The 18,517-nt window shown below is 70.0% G+C and carries 17 protein-coding genes; 5 read left to right on the top strand and 12 right to left on the bottom strand.

What is annotated here, in order from left to right; translation table 11 throughout:
* Positions 1 to 60: 60 nt before the first annotated feature.
* Genes QMO56_RS21070 through QMO56_RS21060 form a run of 3 tightly spaced genes read left to right on the top strand, consistent with a single transcriptional unit; the run spans position 61 to position 3,094 of the window.
* Positions 61 to 930, top strand: coding sequence for a MaoC family dehydratase N-terminal domain-containing protein (locus QMO56_RS21070; RefSeq protein WP_283529073.1), 870 nt, complete (start codon positions 61 to 63; stop codon positions 928 to 930).
* Complete coding sequence (locus QMO56_RS21065; RefSeq protein ID WP_283529071.1) at positions 927 to 2,126, top strand: CaiB/BaiF CoA-transferase family protein; 1,200 nt, start codon at positions 927 to 929, stop codon at positions 2,124 to 2,126. The genes QMO56_RS21070 and QMO56_RS21065 overlap by 4 nt, the downstream gene beginning before the upstream one ends.
* A complete protein-coding gene (locus QMO56_RS21060) occupies positions 2,123 to 3,094 on the top strand; it encodes a tripartite tricarboxylate transporter substrate binding protein (RefSeq protein ID WP_283529069.1) in 972 nt (323 codons plus the stop codon). Before QMO56_RS21065 ends, QMO56_RS21060 begins: the two co-directional genes overlap by 4 nt.
* 126 nt (positions 3,095 to 3,220) lie before the next feature.
* On the opposite strand, the gene QMO56_RS21055 is transcribed toward QMO56_RS21060, so the two are convergent.
* The 8 genes from QMO56_RS21055 to cyoA all read right to left on the bottom strand — a co-directional run bounded on the left by QMO56_RS21055 (position 3,221) and on the right by cyoA (position 11,081).
* Positions 3,221 to 4,147: an NYN domain-containing protein gene (locus QMO56_RS21055; RefSeq protein WP_283529067.1), complete on the bottom strand. Its 927-nt coding sequence runs from the start codon at positions 4,145 to 4,147 to the stop codon at positions 3,221 to 3,223.
* Positions 4,148 to 4,220: 73 nt separating this feature from the next.
* Entirely contained in the window at positions 4,221 to 4,754 is a 534-nt protein-coding gene (locus tag QMO56_RS21050; RefSeq protein ID WP_283529065.1) for a response regulator transcription factor, read from the bottom strand.
* A complete protein-coding gene (locus QMO56_RS21045; protein ID WP_283529063.1) occupies positions 4,744 to 6,138 on the bottom strand; it encodes an ATP-binding protein in 1,395 nt (464 codons plus the stop codon). Before QMO56_RS21045 ends, QMO56_RS21050 begins: the two co-directional genes overlap by 11 nt.
* Positions 6,139 to 6,173: 35 nt before the next feature.
* The gene (locus tag QMO56_RS21040) at positions 6,174 to 6,950 is read right to left on the bottom strand and encodes an SURF1 family protein (protein ID WP_283529061.1); all 777 of its coding nucleotides are present in this window, start codon (positions 6,948 to 6,950) and stop codon (positions 6,174 to 6,176) included.
* Positions 6,951 to 6,952: 2 nt separating this feature from the next.
* On the bottom strand, positions 6,953 to 7,342 hold the full coding sequence (cyoD, locus tag QMO56_RS21035; protein ID WP_283529059.1) for a cytochrome o ubiquinol oxidase subunit IV: 390 nt from the start codon (positions 7,340 to 7,342) through the stop codon (positions 6,953 to 6,955).
* Positions 7,339 to 7,974, bottom strand: coding sequence for a cytochrome o ubiquinol oxidase subunit III (gene cyoC, locus QMO56_RS21030; protein WP_283529057.1), 636 nt, complete (start codon positions 7,972 to 7,974; stop codon positions 7,339 to 7,341). Before cyoC ends, cyoD begins: the two co-directional genes overlap by 4 nt.
* A gap of 4 nt (positions 7,975 to 7,978) precedes the next feature.
* Complete coding sequence (gene cyoB / locus QMO56_RS21025; RefSeq protein ID WP_283529055.1) at positions 7,979 to 9,979, bottom strand: cytochrome o ubiquinol oxidase subunit I; 2,001 nt, start codon at positions 9,977 to 9,979, stop codon at positions 7,979 to 7,981.
* Positions 9,980 to 9,983: 4 nt separating this feature from the next.
* Positions 9,984 to 11,081, bottom strand: a complete 1,098-nt coding sequence (gene cyoA, locus QMO56_RS21020) for a ubiquinol oxidase subunit II (RefSeq protein ID WP_283529053.1) — start codon at positions 11,079 to 11,081, stop codon at positions 9,984 to 9,986.
* Positions 11,082 to 11,336: 255 nt separating this feature from the next.
* Between cyoA and QMO56_RS21015 the strand changes: the two genes are divergently transcribed.
* A complete protein-coding gene (locus QMO56_RS21015; protein WP_283529051.1) occupies positions 11,337 to 12,683 on the top strand; it encodes an MFS transporter in 1,347 nt (448 codons plus the stop codon).
* Between the two features lie 49 nt (positions 12,684 to 12,732).
* Here the strand turns inward: QMO56_RS21015 and QMO56_RS21010 are convergent, their stop codons facing one another.
* Together QMO56_RS21010 and QMO56_RS21005 are read right to left on the bottom strand one after the other, a co-directional pair.
* Positions 12,733 to 12,984 (bottom strand): DUF6489 family protein, encoded by a 252-nt coding sequence (locus QMO56_RS21010; RefSeq protein WP_283529049.1) that lies wholly within the window; start codon positions 12,982 to 12,984, stop codon positions 12,733 to 12,735.
* A gap of 21 nt (positions 12,985 to 13,005) precedes the next feature.
* Positions 13,006 to 14,994 (bottom strand): alpha/beta hydrolase, encoded by a 1,989-nt coding sequence (locus QMO56_RS21005; RefSeq protein ID WP_283529047.1) that lies wholly within the window; start codon positions 14,992 to 14,994, stop codon positions 13,006 to 13,008.
* Between the two features lie 617 nt (positions 14,995 to 15,611).
* Here QMO56_RS21005 and QMO56_RS21000 point away from each other — a divergent pair.
* A complete protein-coding gene (locus QMO56_RS21000) occupies positions 15,612 to 15,905 on the top strand; it encodes a hypothetical protein (protein WP_283529045.1) in 294 nt (97 codons plus the stop codon).
* A 69-nt stretch (positions 15,906 to 15,974) separates the two neighbouring features.
* Here QMO56_RS21000 and QMO56_RS20995 read toward each other — a convergent pair whose 3' ends face one another.
* Positions 15,975 to 17,366 carry a DUF5666 domain-containing protein gene (locus tag QMO56_RS20995; protein WP_283529043.1) on the bottom strand — a complete coding sequence of 464 codons (1,392 nt, stop codon included), beginning with the start codon at positions 17,364 to 17,366 and terminating at the stop codon, positions 15,975 to 15,977.
* Positions 17,367 to 17,368: 2 nt separating this feature from the next.
* Entirely contained in the window at positions 17,369 to 18,211 is an 843-nt protein-coding gene (locus QMO56_RS20990; protein WP_283529041.1) for a DUF6502 family protein, read from the bottom strand.
* Positions 18,212 to 18,517 lie beyond the last annotated feature (306 nt).

Here is an 18,517-nt window from a genome sequence, read left to right as displayed (position 1 = left end):
AATTGCATTGGACGCATCCGCGAAGCCCCGGCCAGATGAACGGCCAGAGGAGGAAACGCGATGCAGGACATGGCCGCCGAGATCGAGGCCCTGCAGGGCTGGGTCGGCCGCAGCGAGGTGGTGGAGGACGAGGCCGCCTTGCCCGTCGTGCGCCGCCTGGCGGCGCTGCTCGACCGGGACGCCATGGCCTTCCGCCGCGGCGACGCGCTGCCGGAGGGCTGGCACGCCGTGTTCTTCGGCCCCGTCACGCCGCAGTCCCAGCTCGGGCCGGACGGGCACCCGCGCAAGGGCGACTTCCTGCCGCCGGTGCCGCTGCCGCGCCGCATGTTCGCCGGGCGGCGCATCCGCTTCCTGGCCCCGCTGCCGGTCGGCGCCGAACTGCGCCGCACCTCCACCATCGCGGCGGTGACGCCGAAGACCGGGCGCAGCGGCCGGATGGTCTTCGTCCGCGTGGACCACAGCATTGAGGCGGAGGGCAGGGTGGTCGTCACCGAGGAGCACGACATCGTCTATCGCGAGGAGGCGGCCAAGGCGGCCGGCGCCGCCGCCGCCCCGCCGCCGGCGCCTGTGCCGCTGCCGGAGCCGAGCGCCACCGAGGTCTATGCGCCGGACACCGTGACGCTGTTCCGCTACTCGGCGGTCACCTTCAACGGCCACCGCATCCACTACGACCAGCCCTACACCACGCAGGAGGAGGGCTATCCGGGCCTGGTGGTGAATGGTGGGCTGACGGCGCTGCGGCTCTGCGAACTGGCCAAGCGGCAGCTGCCGGAGGGACGCATCGGCCGGCTCGCGGTGCGCAACGTGCGGCCCTTCTTCGTTGGGCGGCGTGGCGAGCTGCGCTGCCGGCAGGACGCGGACGGGCGCCTGCTGCTCTGGGCGCTGGACGAGGCGGGGCGGCCGGTCGCGGAAGGCGAGGCGGCGGCATGAGCGGCGGGCCGCTCGCCGGAATCCGTGTGCTGGATGCCACCGGCGTCATCGTCGGCCCCACCGCGACGCTGCTGCTGGCCGAACAGGGCGCCGAGGTCCTCAAGGTGGAGCCGCCGGAGGGCGACCTGATGCGCCGCCTGGGCGGCAAGGCGCGCCAGCCCGGCCTCTCGCCGAAATTCCTGCACTTCAACCGCAACAAGCGCTCCATCGTGCTCGACCTCAAGAGCGAGGCGGGGCGCGAGGTGATGCGGCGGCTGGCGGGGACGGCCGATGTCTTCGTCAGCAATATGCGCGCCCGCGCGCTGGCCTCGCTGGGCCTGGACTGGGCGACCATGGCGGCGCTGAACCCGCGGATGATCCACTGCACCATCGCGGGCTTCGCCAGCGGCGGGCCCTATGACGGCGCGCCGGCCTACGACACCATCATCCAGGGGCTTTCCGGGGTTGCCGCCTGCTTCCAGCGGCAGACCGGCGAGCCGCGCTTCGCGCCCTTCGTGCTGACCGACCATATCGTCGGCATCATCGCCGCGCAGGCGATCTGCGCCGCGCTGGTGGGGCGCGGCCGGGACGGCGTCGGGCAGGCCATCGAGGTGCCGATGTTCGAGAATGCGGCGGCCTTCGTGCTCTCCGAGCACATGGGCCAGCGCACCTTCGGGCCGGACGGCGATTTCGGCGACCCGCGCATCATGACGCCCGATGCCCGCCCGCTGCCGACCAGGGACGGCTATATCTGCGTCTCCGCCAACACCGACGCGCAGGCACGCGGCTTCTTCGACGCCATCGGCCGGCCCGAGCTGAAGGACGATCCGCGCTTCAGCACCGTCAGCGCCCGGCTGGAGAATGTCGCCGCCTATTTCCGCCTGCGCACCGAGGCGATGGCCGAGCGCACCACCGATGAATGGCTGCCGCTGCTGCGCCGGCACGACGTGCCGGCGATGCGTTTCCACACGCTGGAGAGCCTGCTGGACGACCCGCAGCTGCGCGGCTCCGGCGTGCTGACCGAGGAACCGGAACAGGACACGGAGGAAACCATGCTCGGCCTGCGTCATGCGAACCGCTATTCACGCAGCGGTGTCGCGCCCGCGCGGCTGGCGCCGCGCCTCGATGAGGATGGCGAGGCCATCCTGCGCGAGCTCGGCTATTCCGAGGCCGAACGGGCCGCGCTGCGGAGCCGTGCCGGTGGGGGGCGGCCGTGAGGCGGCGCGATCTGCTGCTCGGCGCGGCGGGGCTCGCCGCGCCGGCCCTCGGCCTGCGTGCCGAGGAGAACTGGCCGGGCCAGCCGCTGCGGCTGGTGGTGCCCTTTCCGCCCGGCGCCGCCAACGACACGCTGGGCCGCGCCATCGCCGACCAGCTCTCGCCGCGGCTCGGCCAGACCGTCGTGGTGGAGAACCGCGCCGGCGCCGGCGGCGCGGTGGGGGCGGAGAACGTGGCGCGCTCGCCGGCCGACGGCTACACGCTGCTGCTGGGCCATATCGGCACGCTGGCGGTCAACCCGGCCATCTATCCGAGGTTGCCCTATGACGTGCTGAAGGACTTCGCACCGGTCGCGATGATCGCGATGGTGCCGAACGTGCTGGTGGTCCACCCGAAGCTGCCCTTCCGGGACGTGAGGGGCCTGGTGGAGCATGTCCGCGCCCATCCCGGGCAGCTCCGCTACTGCTCGGCCGGCAATGGCAGCGCCGGGCATATCGTCATGCTCGCCTTCCTCAACGCGCTGGGGCTGGAGATGGAGCACGTGCCCTATCGCGGCCTGGGGCCGGCGCTGAACGACCTGGTGGCCGGCCGGGTGGATGTCACGCTGGGCGGCGTGCCGACCGTCATGCCCCTGGTGCGGCAGGACATGCTGCGGGCGCTCGCCGTCTCCAGCGCCGAGCGCGTCAGCAGCCTTCCGGATGTCCCGACGGTGGCGGAGAGCGTCTCCCCCGGCTTCAACGTGGTGCCCTGGTACGGCATTGCGGCGCCGGCCGGCACGCCCGCCGCCATCATCACGCGCATCAACCAGGAGGTGAATGCCAGCCTGAACAGCCCGGCCGTGAAGGAGCGGCTGGAACAGGAGGGCGCGGTGCCGGCGCCGATGACGCCGGAGCAGTTCGCCTCGCTGATCCGCTCCGAACTGGACCGCTGGGCCAGGCTGATCCACGCGGCGGGGGTGACGGCGAACTGAGGCGGCCCGCCCTGCCGGCCGGCAGGGCGCGGCGATGGCCTCGGCGGCGAAGGGAACCGGTACCTTCCTGATGGATGGCGCCATGGTGGACGCGCCCTTCGTTGAGCGCGACGGCATGCCATGCCGTCATGGCGGAGAAGGCAGCTCCGCCGCCTCGTCGGGCCGCAGGAGCGGATGCCGCGCCGTGTCGCGCACCCAGCCGCCGCCATAGCCGGGGATCAGCTCCATCTGCGGGTCGCCGGCGGCAGCCAGCAGGCGGGCCAGGCTGCCCGCGCCGCCGAAGGCGGTGGCCCGAACCTGCGGCCCAAGCCGCTCGTGCAGCCGCTTCCCCAGGGCCGGCAAATGGAGCGGGGCCGGCGCCCGGGCCAGTTCGGCGGCGACCTGCGCGAGGATGGCCTCGCGCATTGCGGCCGGGTCCGGCGCCTCTCCGTCGGGCGAGGCGGGTTCTTCCCAGCGTTCCGCCGCCGGGCCGTCCGGCGGCTCCGTCCCCTCGCCGGGCAGCCCGAGCGCCTCACGGATGAACTCCCCGGGGCCGACCACCTCGTCGGCGGCGGCGCGGTAGGCGTCGGCCGCGCTGCCGATGGAGACCACCATGGTCCGCCGGTCATGCGCGCGCAGGCGCTGCAGGATGGGCGTGAAGTCGGCGTCGCTGGAGAGGATCGCGAAGGTGTCGAAGCGGGTGGCGTGCTGCAGCGCATCGAGCACGTCCATCACCATGACGATGTCGGCGCTGGTCTTGCCGCCGCGGGTCAGGGGCGGACAGTCCGTCACCTGGAAGCCGGCGCGCACCAGGTTGTTGCGGAAGCTGCCGAAGAACACGCGCTCCCCGCTCTCCAGCAGCAGCGAGCCGCTGGGGTTCAGGTAGCAGCGCCGCACCAGCAGCCGGCAGGCGCCTTCCTCGGCCGGGGCCGCCGCCTGCCGCACCCGGCGCGCCACCCAGTCCAGCCAGCGGCCGGGTTCGAGGACGAAGGCCTCCGCCGCCTCGGGCGCCTGGGCGCAGAGGGCGCCGAAGACATTGTCGAAGTCGAGGAAGAGCGCGACCCGGCGTTCCAACTGCAGCGCCTCCTGTCCTGCGGGGGATCGATCCTACCGGCTGGGAAGCGCGAGCGCGAGCCTGCCCCGCGGATCACTCGACCTGCCGCTTCTCCAGCTTGCGCGCCAGGGTGCGCCGGTGCAGCCCGAGCCGCCGGGCGGATTCCGAGACGTTGAAGCCGGTCTCGGCCAGGGTCTGATGGATGCGCTCCCATTCCAGCGTCTTGATCGAGGTCGGACGCTGGCTGAGCGGCGTGTCCACGTCGCCCCCCGCCTTGCCGAAGGCGGCTTCGATGTCGTCGGTGTTGGAGGGCTTGGCCAGGTAGTGGCAGGCGCCCAGCTTGATGGCCTCGACGGCGGTGGCGATGCTGGCGAAGCCGGTCAGCACGACGATCAGCATCGCCGGGTCGTGCGCGTGCAGCACCTGCACGCAGGTGAGGCCGGAGGCGCCCTCCAGCTTCAGGTCCACCACGGCGTAGCGTGGCGTGCGCTCCCGCAGCTGTGCCTCCATCTCCTCCGGGCCCGCCGCGACCATCACCTCGTAGCCGCGCCGCTCGAAGGAGCGCCGCAGGCTCCGCGCCAGGCTGGCATCGTCCTCGACGATCAGCAGCAGGCGGTCATGCGGCATCGGCGCGCCTCCTCTCGATGGCGATGGAGCCCAGCGGCAGGGAGAGCGTCACCGTCGCGCCGCCTTCCGGCCGGTTGCGCGCCGCGACGCGGCCGCCGAGCTTGCGCACGACATTGACCACCAGGAACAGGCCGAGCCCGCGGCCCTGTCGGCCCTTGGTCGAACGGTAGGGATTGCCGAACTGCGCCAGCATCTCGGGCGCGAAGCCCATGCCGTTGTCGCGCACCTCCAGGGTCAGCATCTCGCCCTCGCGGGTGGCCGACAGGCCGATGCGCGAGGCGAAGGCTTCCTGCGCATTGTTGAACAGGTTGAACAGCACCTGCTTCAGCGCGGGGTCGGCGACGATCGGCACCGCGCCGCCGAGACGGCTCTCCAGGGAGAGGCGCGCGCGCGGGCGCCGGCTGTTCCACTCGTTCACCAGCCCTTCGAGGAAGGCGCCGAGAGTGGTCATCGCCGCTGCCTCGCTGCGCGCCTCGCCAGCCGAGAGCAGGATCCCGCTGATGATCTCCTTGCAGCGCTGCAGCTGGGTCTGCATCTCGTCGATCTCGTCCCGCAGGTCGGGCATGGCGCGGAGCGCCGGCATGCGCTTCCAGTCGCCCAGGATGACCGACATGGTTGCCAGCGGGGTGCCCAGCTCATGTGCCGCACCGGAGGCGAGCAGGCCCATGCGCACGATGTGCTCCTCCTCGACCGCCTGGCGGCGCAGATCGGCCAGCCGGGCATCGCGCGCGCGCAGGTTGCCGCTGATGCGGGTGACGAAGACCACCAGCAGCGCGGCATCCAGGATGAAGCAGACCAGCAGCCCCTGCAGGTGCAACCGGAAGGGATCGGCGCTCAGGGCGGAGGGCAGCGCCAGCGGCTGGTGCAGCAGCGACAGGCCGAGGAAGCAGAGCGTGGTGATGGCGGCCATGGCCCAGGCCCAGCGGATCTGCAGCAGCACCGCCGCCATGGTGACCTGCAGCAGATAGAGGGAGATGAAGGGGTTGGTCACGCCGCCGCTGAGATAGAGCTGCACGGTCAGCGCCGCCACGTCCAGCAGCAGCGCCAGGAACAGCTCGGCCTGGCGGACCGGGGCGCGCAGCCGCAGGCGGAGCAGGCTGGCCAGGTTCAGCAGCGCCAGCGCCACCACCACCACCGCCATCGGCCGCAGCGGCAGCTCGACCTCCAGTACGAGCTGTACGAAGCCGATGGTCAGCACCTGGCCGACCGCCGCCATCCAGCGCAGATGGATGAGCTGCAGCATGTTCTTGCTGCCCGTGGCATCGGGCGAGGGGAGGCCGGCGCGCGCGCCGGCGGACTGGGCAGACCCCTCTCCCGGCGACCCCCAGAGCGCGCCAAGCAGGCGCCACCAGCGGGCCGGGGGCGCCGTCTCCCTCACTGCCATCCATCCTCTCCAACCGCCCGGCCGGGCCTGCCTGCTCAGGAGCCACGGCTCCGCCGGGCACGCCATTCCTCGCGCACGGCATAGAAGGTGGTGCCGGCGAGCATCAGCGCCAAGGCATACCAGGTGAGCGCATACACCAGATGGTTGTTCGGGAAGGAAATGACGGTCAGTCCGCCGATTGGGAAGGCACGGGGGTCCGGTCCCGCTTCGGCATCGATGAAATAGGGCGCCACCTCGCCCAGCCCGCGGGCGGTGGCGATGGCGGCGACGTCGCGCGAGTACCAGCGCCCTTCCGCCGGCGCGTTGCTGCGGAGGAAGCCGCCGCCGGGCTCGCTCGGGCGCAGCAGGCCGGTCACGGTGAGGGCACCCGCGGGCGTGCCGCCGACGCGGCCGGTAGCCTCTTCCCGGTCTCCCGGAACGAAGCCGCGGTTGACCAGCACGGTGAAGCGGCGTTCGGTCTGCAGGGGGGTGAGCACCCAGTAGCCGGCGCCGAGGGCGGTGCTGGCCTGCACCAGGGTGTTGCTGTCCGGCAGATAGTGGCCGGTGGCCCGGACGTGGCGGTACTCGTCCCGCGCAGCGGAGACCTGTGGCCATTCCGCGGGCCCGGGAGGCGGCACCGGCGCCGCATGCACCCGGGCGTCCACCCGGGCGATCAGGTCGAGCTTCCAGGCGCGGCGCGCGACCTGCCAGTTGCCCAGCGCCACCAGGACGATGACGCCGAGCACCGCCAGCGCCCCGAGCAGGGCCAGGAGGCGCGGCGAGCGGGGCCGCCTTGCCTCTCCGGCCTCCGCTGCGGGGCGCGGCGCCGGCATTCTCAGGGGATGCCGCGCATGTCGTGGTGGGGCATGGGCATCATGTTGGCGTTGAGGTGGTACATCACCCAGAGCGATCCGCTGAGCGTGATCGCCACCACCACCAGCGTGAAGATCAGCGCCAGCATGGTCCAGCCGCCTTCCGACCGCGAGTTCATGTGCAGGAAGTAGACCATATGGACGACCACCTGCACCACCGCCAGCGCCATGACGGCGAAGGCGGTGACCTGCGGGTTCGCGAACACCTCGCCCATGACCAGCCAGAAGGGGATGGCGGTCAGGATGACGGCGAGGATGAAGCCGGTCAGGTAGCCCTTCAGAGTGCCATGGCCGGCGCCGTCATGATGCGCAGGGTCATGGCCATGATGCTGCGCCATCGTGTCGGGGCTCATTGCAGCACTCCCATCAGATAGACGAAGGAGAAGACGCCGATCCAGATGACGTCCAGGAAGTGCCAGAACAGGCTGAGGCACATCAGCCGCCGCTTGTTGTCCTCGCCCAGGCCGCGGTTCGCGACCTGCACCATCAGCGTGACCAGCCAGACCAGCCCGACCGTGACGTGCAGCCCATGGGTGCCGACCAGGGTGAAGAAGGAGGACAGGAAGGCGCTGCGCTGCGGCCCGGCCCCCTCGGCGATCAGGTGGGCAAACTCGTAGAGCTCGAAGTAGATGAAGGCGGCGCCGAACAGGCCGGTGACGGCCAGCCAGAGCAGCGTCATGCCCTTCCGGTTGCGCTCCATCTCCAGCATGGCGAAGCCATAGGTGATGGAGGAGAACAGCAGCATGGCGGTGTTGAGCGCCACCAGCGGCAGGTCGAACAGGTCGGCCCCGGAAGGCCCGGCCGCATAGCTGCGGCCGTACACTCCGTAGCAGGCGAAGAGCACGGCGAAGATGAGGCAGTCGCTCATCAGATAGATCCAGAAGCCCAGCATGGTGCTGGCCCCGGAATGCGCGTGCTCCTCCTCCGTCACGTAGAAGGCCACTTCCTCGGCGGGCGTGGCGGCGTGCAGGGTGGGTGCGGACATGGGCTTACTCCCCCGCCATCAGAGCCGTGCGGCTCTTCTCGGTACGGTCGACCACCTCGGCCGGGATGAAGAAGTCCCGGTGGTAGTTGAAGGTATGGCCGATGGAGATGACGATCATCGCCGCGAAGCTCAGTGCCGCCAGCCACCACATGTACCAGATCATGCCGAAGGCGAAGGCGATCGACAGGCCGGCCAGGATGATGCCGGTGCCGGTGTTCTTCGGCATGTGGATGGGGCGGAAGCCGTGCAGCGGGCGGGTGTAGCCGCGCTGCTTCATGTCCCACCAGGCGTCGTGGTCATGGATGACGGGCGTGAAGGCGAAATTGTAGACCGGCGGCGGCGAGGAGGTGGACCACTCCAGCGTGCGGCCGCCCCAGGGGTCGCCGGTCAGGTCGCGCAGCTGCTCGCGGCGCAGGAAGCTCACCACCAGCTGGATGAGGAAGCAGGCGATGCCGCAGGCGATCAGCACCGCACCGAAGGCGGCGATGACGAACCAGATCTGCAGCGAAGGGTCGTCGAAGTGATTGACGCGGCGGGTCACGCCCATCAGGCCCAGCACGTAGATTGGCATGAAGGCGACCCAGAAGCCGATCAGCCAGAACCAGAAGGACATCTTGCCCCAGAACGGGTCCAGCTTGAAGCCGAAGGCCTTGGGGAACCAGTAGCTGATGCCCGCGAACATGCCGAACACCACGCCGCCGATGATGACGTTGTGGAAGTGGGCGATCAGGAACAGGCTGTTGTGCAGCTGGAAGTCGGCCGGGGGCACCGCCAGCATGACACCGGTCATGCCGCCGATGACGAAGGTGACCATGAAGCCCACCGTCCACAGCATCGGCACCTCGTAGCGGATGCGGCCACGGAACATGGTGAACAGCCAGTTGAAGATCTTCGCACCCGTCGGGATCGAGATGATCATCGTCGTGATGCCGAAGAAGGAATTGACGCTGGCGCCCGAGCCCATGGTGAAGAAGTGGTGCAGCCACACGAGGTAGGACAGGATGGTGATCACCACCGTCGCATAGACCATCGAGGTGTAGCCGAAGAGGCGCTTGCTGCAGAAGGTGGAGACGACCTCCGAAAAGACGCCGAAGGCCGGCAGGATCAGGATGTAGACCTCCGGGTGGCCCCAGATCCAGATCAGGTTCACGTACATCATCGGGTTGCCGCCGAGATCGTTCGTGAAGAAGTTGGTCCCCACGTAGCGGTCGAGCGACAGCAGCACCAGCACGGCGGTCAGCACCGGGAAGGAGGCCACGATCAGCACGTTGGTGCAGAGCGAGGTCCAGGTGAAGACCGGCAGCTTCATCATGGTCATGCCCGGCGCCCGCATCTTGACGATGGTGGCGATCAGGTTGACGCCTGAGAGCAATGTCCCGATGCCGGCGACCTGCAAGGCCCAGATGTAGTAGTCCACCCCTACCCCTGGACTGCCCGCCAGGCCGGAGAGCGGCGGATAGGCCAGCCAGCCGGTCTGCGCGAACTCGCCCACGAAGAGCGACATCATGACGATGACCGCGCCCGAGACCGTCATCCAGAAGCTGAAATTGTTCAGGAAGGGGAAGGCGACGTCGCGCGCGCCGATCTGCAGCGGCACCACGAAGTTCATGAGTCCCGTCACCAGCGGCATGGCGACGAAGAAGATCATGATCACGCCATGGGCGGTGAAGATCTGGTCGTAGTGGTGCGGCGGCAGGTAGCCCTCGGAGCCGCCAAAGGCGATCGCCTGCTGGGCCCGCATCATCAGCGCGTCGGCGAAGCCACGCAGCAGCATGATCAGCGCCAGCACGATGTACATGATGCCGATGCGCTTGTGATCGACGCTGGTCAGCCACTCGCGCCACAGATACGGCCAGACGCGGAAATAGGTCATGGCGCCGAGCATCGCGGCGCCGCCCAGCGCCACCGCGATGAAGGTGATGACCAGGATCGGCTCGTGAAGCGGGAAGGATTCCCAGGAGAGCCGCCCGAAGACGAAGCTCCAGAAGTCCGGATTGCTGGACATGGCGTTACTCTGTCGTTCCAGGGGACGAGGGGCGCGGAGCGGGGTCCGTGCCGGTCGCTCCATAGGGCTGGTCGATCGTGCAGAAGGACAGCACGTAGCGGCGCTCGGCGCCGCGGGCGTCCTGGCCCGGGCGGCTGGCGGCGGCATACTGGACCCGCTCGCTCACCACGTTCACGGTGCCCGCCATGCCGGCGCCGCCCTGCGCGTCGATGCGCGCCATCTCGCTCATGCACATCTTCCCGGGCTCGACGCAGCGCTCGACGATGGCGCCGTACAGCTCGGGATCGATGCTGCCGAAGCGGCGCACCGGCTCCTTGGTACTCGGCTGCGCCAGCGCCAGGTACTCCTGCCGCCCGAGGCGCTCACCGGAGGCCTTCGCCTTGGCCACCCAGGCGTTGAAGTCGGTCTGGCTCAGGCCATGGAACTTGAAGTGCATGTCCGAGAAGCCGTGGCCGCTGTAATTGGCCGAGAGCCCTTGGTAGACGCCCGGCTCGTTGATCACCGCGTGCAGCTTCGTGACCATGCCGGGCATGGTGTAGACCTGGCCGGCCAGCGCGGGGATGGCGAAGGAGTTCATCATCGTCGAGGAGGTCAGGCGGAAGTTGATCGGTGCATCGACCGGCGCCGCCAGCTCGTTGACCGTCGCGATCCCCTGCTCGGGGTAGATGAACAGCCACTTCCAGTCGAGCGAGACGACCTCCACCTCCAGCGGCCGCACCTCGTCGCGCAGCGGCGTGTTGGCGTCGATGCGCGAGAGCGGCCGGTAGGGGTCGAGCAGGTGCGTACTGACCCAGGTCAGTGCGCCCAGCGCCACGATGATGGCAAGAGGTGCCGACCAGATGACGACTTCCAGGGCTGTCGAATGATTCCATTCCGGATCATACTTGGCCTTGGTGTTCGATGCCCGGTACCGCCAGGCGAAGAACAGGGTCAGCAGGATGACCGGTACAATGATGATCAGCATCAACACCGTCGAGTAGACGATCAGGTCGCGCTGCTGCGCGGCGATGTCGCCCGAGGGATTGAGGATGGTCATCTTGCAGCCGGAGAGAATGGCCGCGAGGGCCATCAGAGGCAGGATGCGCAGGATCTTGCAGGACATGCCGTTCAATCAGGGAGCCATGTTGCAGTGCGGCCGTACATAGGCGCGTGAGCGGCGGCCGGGGATTGGACACTTTGTCCTATCGCCAGCCTCGGCGGGGCTGTGCTACCTATGAGTGCTAAAAACCTGCGCCCGGATGGCCTTGGGCTTCAGGGCCGGGCCGCGGAGGGGGAGGCACGGTGCGGATCGGCCGGTGTGCCTGCAACCTCTGGCGGAGCGGCGACATTCAGCGGGTCGAAGGCTGGAGGACAGGGCTTGATCACGAGCAGCCACATTCAGGGATTGCCGAACTCGGCCGAGCTTGAGCGCGATGCGCGGCGGGCCAATGCCGACCATCACGCGGTCTCGCCCGGGGAGATCGCGATCGGGGTCGTGATCGGACGCATGTCCGAATTCTTCGACTTCTTCGTCTATGCCATCGCCTCGGTGCTGGTCTTTCCCCACTTCCTCTTCCCCAACACCGACGCGACCGTGGCGATGCTTTATTCCTTCGCCCTGTTCTCGCTCGCCTTCATCGCCCGGCCGCTCGGCTCCCCTCTCTTCATGGCCCTGGACCGCCGGCACGGCCGTGGCGTGAAGCTGACGGTCGCACTGTTTCTGCTCGGTGGCTCCACCGCGGCGATCAGCATGCTGCCCACCCCCGAGCAGTTTGGCGCCCTCACGATCGTGCTGCTCGGCCTCGCCCGCTTTGCGCAGGGCCTGGCGCTGGGCGGCGCCTGGGACGGGCTGGCCTCGCTGCTGGCGCTGAATGCCCCGCAGAACCGGCGGGGCTGGTATACCATGATGCCGCAACTCGGTGCCCCGCTCGGCTTCCTGCTCGCCGCCGGCCTCTTCGCCTTCCTGGTCTCCTCCCTGCCGGAGGCGGATTTCCAGAGCTGGGGCTGGCGCTATCCGTTCTTCGTCGCCTTCACCATCAACGTGGTGGCGCTGTTCGCACGGCTGCGGCTGGTGGCCACGCGGGAATTCGCCGCCCTGCTGGAGCGGGACGAGCTTCAGCCCGCCCGCATCTCCGACGTGGTGACCGTGAGTGGCCATAACCTTGTGATCGGCGCCTTCGTGCCGCTGGCCTGCTTCGCCCTGTTCCACCTCGTCACCGTCTTCCCCCTGGCCTGGATCGCGCTGCGCACCGACCGCGGGATCGCCGAGTTCCTGATGGTGCAGGCCGCCGGCGCCGCCATCATGCTGGTCACGGTCGTGCTGTCCGGCTGGATCGCCGACCGGATCGGCCGGCGACGGCTGCTCGCGGGGGGCGCGGTGCTGATCGGCGGCTTCGCGCTCATCGGTCCCTTCCTGCTGGGGCAGGACTCCTCGGGCCACACCAGCTTCGTGCTGCTTGGCTTCGCCCTGCTCGGCCTCTCCTTCGGCCAGGCGAGCGGCGCGGTGGCTTCCAACTTCGCCCGCCGCTTCCGCTACACCGGCGCGGCCCTGACCTCGGATATCGCCTGGCTGGTGGGAGCCGGCTTTGCGCCGCTGGTGGTGCTGGCCCTCTCGCAGTGGCTGGGGCTGGCGGCGGTCGGCGGCTATCTGCTCTCCGGCGTGGTCTGCACCCTGCTGGCGCTGGCGACCAATCGGCAGATGCAGATGGAGATCCGCGACCAGTAAGGCGTTGCGCCGGCCGGGATGCCCGGCCGGCCGGCGCTTCTGGGGCGCCTCACTCCTTCCGGGATCGTCCGAAGGAGGCGTTCAGCATCGTGGCCATCAACTCCTGCATCTGGGCGGGGGTCCAGGGTGCTCCGGGCGCCCAGGTCTTCAGCAGGGCCTCCGGCGACATGCGGGCCAGGGCGTCCAGCATCTGCTGTTCCACCTTCTGCATCACCGCGGCCTGCATCGGCTTCACATCCGGCAGGCCGAAGAAGCTGCGGGCCTCCTCCGGCGTGCAGTCGATCTCAATGTTGAACTTCACGGCCTGTTCCTCCTCCGGCGCCTATTTCTCCAGCACGTAGCGGCCGGGCGCATCCTCCAGGGGCGGATGCGCCGCGCTGCCCATCGGCGGGGGCGCGCCGCGCCGGCCGGAGCGTTCGGCCAGCCAGGCCGCCCAGTCCGGCCACCAGCTTCCGGCCTGCTGGGTGGCGGCCAGCCGCCACTCGCCGGCGGTCGCAGGCGGCGGCGCCGCGGGGTCGAGGGTCCAGTGGAAGCCCTTGCCGCCCGGCGGATTGATGATGCCGGCGATGTGGCCGCTGGAGGCCAGCACGAAACGCACCTTGCCTCCTACCAGCCGCGTGACGCGCCAGGCCGCGTCCCAGGGCACGATATGGTCCTTCTCCGCCCCCACCGCATAGAGGTCATTGCGGATGCGGCCCAGGTCGATCGCCTCGCCCTTCAGCTCGATCCGGCCGGGCATGATCAGGTTGTTCTCGCGGTAGGTGTTGCGGAGATACCAGCTATGCGCCGTCCGGGCCATGCGGGTGCCGTCGCTGTTCCAGTAGAGCAGGTCGAAGGCGGGGGGCTTCTCGCCCATCAGGTAGTTGTTGACGACATTGGCCCAGATCAGGTCGTTCGAGCGCAGCAGGTTGAACATGTTGGACATCTCGCGGCTGTCCAGATAGCCGCGTTCCATCATCTGGCGCTCGATCAGGTCGATGCTGCTGTCCTCCATGAACACCGCCGTGTCGCCCACCTTGGCGAAGTCCTGCAGCGAGACCATGAAGGTGGCGGCGTTGAAGCGCCTGTCCTTCTTCGCCGCCAGCCAAGCCAGCACCATGGCCAGCAGCGTGCCGCCGATGCAGTAGCCCATGACGTTCACCCGCGCGCTGCCGGTGATCTCGCGCGCCACGTCACAGGCCTCCAGCGGACCGAGATCCATGTAGTCCTCGATGGTGATCCCATCCATGGCGGCGTCCGGGTTCCGCCAGGAGATCATGAACACGGTGAAGCCCTGCTCGGTCAGGTAGCGCACCATGCTGTTCTTCGGCTGCAGGTCGAGGATGTAGTACTTGTTGATCCAGGGCGGGAGGATCAGCAGCGGCGTGGCATGCACGCTGTCGCCGGCCGGCGCGTACTGGATCAGCTCGATCAGCTTGTTGCGATGGACGACCTTGCCGGGCGAGAGGGCGAGGTTGTGGCCGGGCGCGAAGGCGGAGGCATCCACCATGCTCAGGCGGCCGGCCTGCAGGTCGTTCAGCAGGTTGCGGGCGCCGTCGGCGACGCTGGCGCCGCCGGTTTCCATCGCCCGGCGCAGCGCGGCCGGGTTGGAGATCAGCAGCAGGGAAGGGCTCATCGCATCCACGAACTGCCGCAGGTGGAAGGTGATGCGCTGCTGTTCGGCCGGCTCCATGTCCGCCGCCTCGCTCTGCCGGAGCAGCCAGTCCGAGGCCAGGAGATAGGCTTCCTTGAGCGTCCGGTAGGCCGGGTTGTTGTGCCATTCCGGCGCCGCGAAGCGCTTGTCGGTGCCCTGCGGGGCGGTGCTGGCGGCCTGGGCGCCCTCCAGCCAGCGCCGTCCGGCCTCGGCCCAGCTGTCGGCGGCGCTGCGCCAGAGGGCTGCGTTCAGCTCGATGGTGGAGGCCAGCGCCTTGCCCGGATCGCCGAGCGAACGCAGCCAGACGATGCGCAGCGCGCGGGTGATCTCGGCCCAGTCCACCGGGATCACCTGGCGGAGCGGGTTGGCGTTCCACATGCGGTCCACCGCGCGCAGCACCGGGTCCTGGCTCAGCAGCTTGGTCAGGTGCCGCATGCCGGTGGCGAGAAACTGCCCCGCCAGCTCATCCGCGGGCAGGGAGGGCCGGGATGCCTGCCCGCCGAGGCCTTCCGGCCGGCGCCCCATCGGCGCCATCCAGGCAGACCAGAGGCCAAGCATCGCATCGAGGCCGGGCGCCGCCGCGCCGGCCGGATGCCCGCCGCCGGCAGCCTTTGTCTTGCCTCCTGCGCCGCCCGCGGCCCGCGGTGCCTCCGCTTCTCGGCCTTTGTTCTCCGGCATGGCGTTCTCCCCGAGGCATGCGTTTCTCGTCCAGGCGGCGTTTCCTGCTCGGCCCGGCCGGAGTATGGAGCCGCGTTTCCGGCTTTTCCACGAAACTGCGCAGCACAGCGGGAACGCGCCGCCCTGACCGGCCCGGATCTGTAAGGAACGATCCCGGGCTTGGTTGCAGGAGGGGCGTGGCACGCGCGTGGAACAGGAGGGCATGACAGGGATGGATCGCCGCGGCCGGCCTCGGCGAAACCCGCGCTGGCTGGTGGCGTTCAGGCGGGCAGAGGGAAAGTGGACGCGAGGGCGCTGTCCGGCCAGGGTGGTGCGGGATTCGCCTGCCGTGACAGGCGGAACATGTCCTTCGCTCCGTTCGCGGTAGTCCCTCGGTCGGGCTGCCGTCAGTGCGGTTCATTCTTGCCAAGCCGGCAGCTTGGACGCAGGCTGCCCCCGCGCAGATGACGCGGGCAAGGGAAAGTCTCGGGAAGCAGTCCGCCCTTCGTGCGTGGGAAAATTTACCACATTTCCTGTGCCGACTGCGCGCAGGCTTTTGCTCCGGGATGCTTTGAGGTGGGGAACTCGGATCCCGGCTCTCCGAGGGGCTCGTAAATGCCAGCATGGGGGATGAGGATATGAAGACCCGAGATTTCCTGAACGGCGCGGCGCCAGGACTGGCCGAGGCTGAGGAATGCCCGCGCGAGCGCCCGAAGCCGCCCCGCGGCCTTGCCGCCTCCGCCCTTTGGAAGACCCGCCGGGCGCAGGCTGGAGCGGCGCCGCTGTGGTGCGAGGCCTGCCTCAACACCGGCGTGGTGGATTGCTACTGCGGCGGTGACCTGTGCGTCTGCGAGTGCTACGGCACCGCGCCCTGCCCGGCCTGCGGCGGCCTGCTAGCCTGGGCCGACGAGGCCGCTCCCGGACAGGCATGATCCGGGCCTGACACCTCCGCCGAGGCGCGCTGCCGGGAGGGCTCTGCAAATTCCGGCCTCTGCCCGGGATCAGCGCGGACCTCCCGGGCCGCCTCCCGGGCCGCCTCCAGGACCGCCTCCAGGACCGCCTCCCGGGCCGCCTCCCGGGCCGCCTCCAGGACCGCCTCCCGGGCCTCCTCCCGGGCTGCCTCCAGGACCGCCTCCCGGGCCGCCCCCCGGGCTGCCGCCAGCGCCAGCCGGTCCGCCGCCCGGGCCATTGCCTCCGCCGCCGAAGCCGCCCGGACCTCCGGCGGGGCCTTCATTCCTGCCGCCGGGCGGGGCTCCGGTGCCTCCCGGACCGCCGAAGGCGCCCGCAGGCTCGTCACGGCTGTGCGGCCCGCCGCCCGGCCCATTCCGCGGTGCTGCAGGCCGGTCCTGCATGGGAAAGCCAGCAGGAGGGCCAGGGGGAGGGGCGCCGAAAGGGCCTTTCGGAAGGCCGGGCGGTGTCGCCGCACCGGCCGCGCCACCATCGCCCTGGCGGTGCAGGTCCACGGCGATGAAGCTGCCGTCGGGCTGGCGCTGCAGATCCACCACGGCGTGCTCCAGCGGCGTGCCGGGCACCTGCAGCCCAGCCGCCAGCGGGGCCTGCAAGGCACCGAGCGCCAGTTGCCCGTCCTGGATGGAAACATAGGCCTCGACCACCAGCCGCTGCGCCGTGGCGAAGCGCAGCGCCGGATTGGCCCGCAACAGGTCCGGCTCCGCCTGTTCGACCTGGAGCGCGCCTCCGGCATAGGTGCCGCGCACCATGACAGGTCCGGCCCGCTGCGGAACGCCAGGGCGCGCCTGAAGGTGCAGGCCGCCCATGCGCCATTGCCCGTCCTCCACCACCGCCACGCCGTGGACCTGCACCGCGCCGGGCGGGCGCGGGCTGATCCGCGTCGCCACGATGGTGCCGTCCGGCCGGCGAAGACCGCTCACCGCCACCCACTCTCCCGGGGAAGGGAGGGATGCCGCGCCGGCGGCGCGGCCAGACAGCACCCGCTGTCCGGCGACGCGCAGCAGGTCGTCGGGCCCGATGGCCTCGACCGGGCCGGAGACCTCATGCCGCACCGAGACGTGGCGGGCCTGAAGCTGCCTCGCGGAGCCGGCTGCCTCGATGACCACCTGATCGCCGACATGCAGGCCGCTGCCGGCGGTGTCGTAGCGCACCTCCAGGCCATTGACGCAGATGCTGGCGAAGCCGGAGACAGTGCCGCTGATCCCCGTGCCGCCGATGCCGCGGTCCTGGTTGTCGTCCCCATCGCTGATCCCCGTGCCGCCGATGCCGCGATCGGCTTGCTGGCCAGGCGGAGCGGCCGGCGGGCCACCATCTGGGGCCGCCTTGCAGAAGGCGAGGGTGCCCTCCTCCATTGGCGGAGGGAAAGGAAGGGCCGGGGCGCAACCGCCCAGCAGGGCCAGCAGCAGGAGACGGATCCGGCGCATGGTCAGGGCGCTCCGGCCGCCGGCGGCTCGTCCTCGGCATAGAGATAGACGCCGAGATGGACCCGGCGGGTCTGGCTGCCGGGCGGGGCCTCGCCGGAGGCCTCCAGCGAGGCCAGGGCCTGCCGGTTCAGCTCGATCAGCATCTGCTGCGCCGCCGCGCGCCACTGCGCTTCCAGCCGCGCGGCGAGCTCGGGGGGCAGGCGATCATAGTGCAGGCCGCGTTCAAGATAAGGCGGCTGGGGATTCGCTATATTGGCGCTGGCCGCGGCCAGATGGTCGCGCAGGTTGCGGGTGAAATAATAGAGCTGCTCCTCGCTGCCCGGCCGCGGCAGGAAGGCGGCCTGCTTCAGCACCACCTGGCCTTCCGCGTCGAGCAGGACGAGGCCCTGGCTCAGCCAGTCGTCCAGCACGGCGCGTGGCCGAACATCCGTGGTGACCGAGGCGACCAGCGCCTCAAAGGAGGGAATGCCGGCCGGGGCGGTGCGGGGCAGCGGCCGGGGCTGGCCGGACGCGTCGGTGTATTGCGGCAGGCCGACCCAGCGCGCGATGGCCTGGCTGGTGACGGTCACCACCGCCGGGACCTCGGTCCGCGTCTCGCCCTGCTCGCGCAGCCGGCGGATCTCCTTGCGGTGGACGCCGGTGAGCAGGCTGATGCGGCTGTCACTCCGGACGCCTTCCCGCTCCAGGAACTCGGCGGCCAGCTGGACGTAGAGCGTGCGCAGCAGTTCTGCCAGGATCGGGAAAGTCACCCCGCTGCGGATCAGCAGCCACACGAGGGGGCGCAGCAGACGGGCGACGGGGCGGAGCAGGCCTTGCGGGGCGGGGGGCTGGGAGAGATCGTGCACCAGAATCCTGCGGCTGAAGGAGCGCTCATCCCTCCTAGCACAGGTGCCGCCCGCGCCGCCCAGGCCCGCAAGCGCCTGTGGGACAATTTACCGCGCGATCCGCCGCATGCCGGGCAGAGGGAAGAACCGGCCTCCTTCCTGATCCTGGCCGGTTTTGCGCCCCCGCCTGAGTGGGCGGGGGCGTTTGTCAGGCGAAGAGATAGTCGGTGGTGGCGAGGCTGGTGACGCCGTGGAGGGTGAGGTGGTCGGTGGAGCCATCGGCGGCGTGGATGGCGAAGAGGTTGCCCTGCTCGTGGGTGATGGTGG

The sequence above is a fragment of the Roseomonas sp. E05 genome, assembly GCF_030063475.1.
Classification (GTDB): Bacteria; Pseudomonadota; Alphaproteobacteria; order Acetobacterales; family Acetobacteraceae; genus Pseudoroseomonas.
The sequence above is the reverse complement of the archived record's forward strand: the minus strand, read 5'-3'. Positions and strand labels throughout refer to the sequence as shown.

What these genes read in the sequence shown, in the direction of transcription:
- cyoB (WP_283529055.1), bottom strand. Translation starts at nt 9,979, where the DNA reads ATGTCCAGCAATCCGGACTTCTGGAGCTTCGTCTTCGGGCGGCTCTCC.
- QMO56_RS21005 (WP_283529047.1), bottom strand. Translation starts at nt 14,994, where the DNA reads ATGCCGGAGAACAAAGGCCGAGAAGCGGAGGCACCGCGGGCCGCGGGC.
- cyoA (WP_283529053.1), bottom strand. Translation starts at nt 11,081, where the DNA reads ATGTCCTGCAAGATCCTGCGCATCCTGCCTCTGATGGCCCTCGCGGCC.
- cyoC (WP_283529057.1), bottom strand. Translation starts at nt 7,974, where the DNA reads ATGTCCGCACCCACCCTGCACGCCGCCACGCCCGCCGAGGAAGTGGCC.
- QMO56_RS21000 (WP_283529045.1), top strand. Translation starts at nt 15,612, where the DNA reads ATGAAGACCCGAGATTTCCTGAACGGCGCGGCGCCAGGACTGGCCGAG.
- QMO56_RS21040 (WP_283529061.1), bottom strand. Translation starts at nt 6,950, where the DNA reads ATGCCGGCGCCGCGCCCCGCAGCGGAGGCCGGAGAGGCAAGGCGGCCC.
- QMO56_RS21050 (WP_283529065.1), bottom strand. Translation starts at nt 4,754, where the DNA reads ATGCCGCATGACCGCCTGCTGCTGATCGTCGAGGACGATGCCAGCCTG.
- QMO56_RS21045 (WP_283529063.1), bottom strand. Translation starts at nt 6,138, where the DNA reads ATGGCAGTGAGGGAGACGGCGCCCCCGGCCCGCTGGTGGCGCCTGCTT.
- QMO56_RS21070 (WP_283529073.1), top strand. Translation starts at nt 61, where the DNA reads ATGCAGGACATGGCCGCCGAGATCGAGGCCCTGCAGGGCTGGGTCGGC.
- QMO56_RS20995 (WP_283529043.1), bottom strand. Translation starts at nt 17,366, where the DNA reads ATGCGCCGGATCCGTCTCCTGCTGCTGGCCCTGCTGGGCGGTTGCGCC.
- cyoD (WP_283529059.1), bottom strand. Translation starts at nt 7,342, where the DNA reads ATGAGCCCCGACACGATGGCGCAGCATCATGGCCATGACCCTGCGCAT.
- QMO56_RS21065 (WP_283529071.1), top strand. Translation starts at nt 927, where the DNA reads ATGAGCGGCGGGCCGCTCGCCGGAATCCGTGTGCTGGATGCCACCGGC.